Annotated in this window: 1 pseudogene; it reads right to left on the minus strand. The window is 54.6% G+C overall.

Features of this window, described 5'->3' with window-relative positions:
- Window positions 1-242: 242 nt before the first annotated feature.
- A pseudogene (locus AC1DVH_RS32225) lies at window positions 243-635 on the minus strand (aldehyde dehydrogenase family protein); the annotation flags it as partial.
- Window positions 636-729: the final 94 nt, after the last annotated feature.

Here is a 729-nt window from a genome sequence, read left to right on the forward strand (position 1 = left end):
AAGGTGGACTGTCCCGATGATTCACGAGGGTATAAATGACATAAAACATTTCATAAATCAACATAGTGAAAAAAAACATATCAGGGCGAGGCGGCACACTGGGTGCTGGTGGGCAGAACCTCATCTGTGTCATCAATCCTTTGAACAAAAAACGGGCGCCGATAAGGCGCCCGTTTTTTCATTCCAGTATCAAGGTTTTTGCTCTGTCGGAAATTGAGCCAGTTCGCAGTACTACGCTGCCCTTAACGTCGATCCAGCCAAACCGTCTGTGCATTACAGAATTCGCGCACCCCGAAGTGCGAGAGCTCACGGCCAAAGCCACTCTTCTTCACGCCACCAAAACTGACACGCGGATCGCTGGCGCTATAGCCGTTGATGAACACTCCACCGGTTTCAAGTTCGCCGGCCATCTGCCGGGCGAGTTCGACATTGCGCGTGTAGAGGGTGGCGGTGAGGCCGAACTCGCTGTCATTGGCCAATTCCAGCGCATGGGCTGCGTCTCGGGCCGTGATGATTGAGGCCACAGGGCCAAACAACTCCTGTTTGAATGATGTCATCTGATCGGTCACGTCGCCGAGTACCGTAGGCTCATAGTAATTGCCGGGGCCTTCAGCCTTCTTTCCACCCAGCATCGAGAATGCTCGATCCGTAGCCGTGGAGCATGATGAAGTTCCTCAAGCGAGCGCCGGGAGGCGCACGAGACAAGCCAAAAGCGGCGCCCGCATGGGG

The sequence above is a fragment of the Pseudomonas sp. P4_C3 genome (assembly GCF_056402075.1).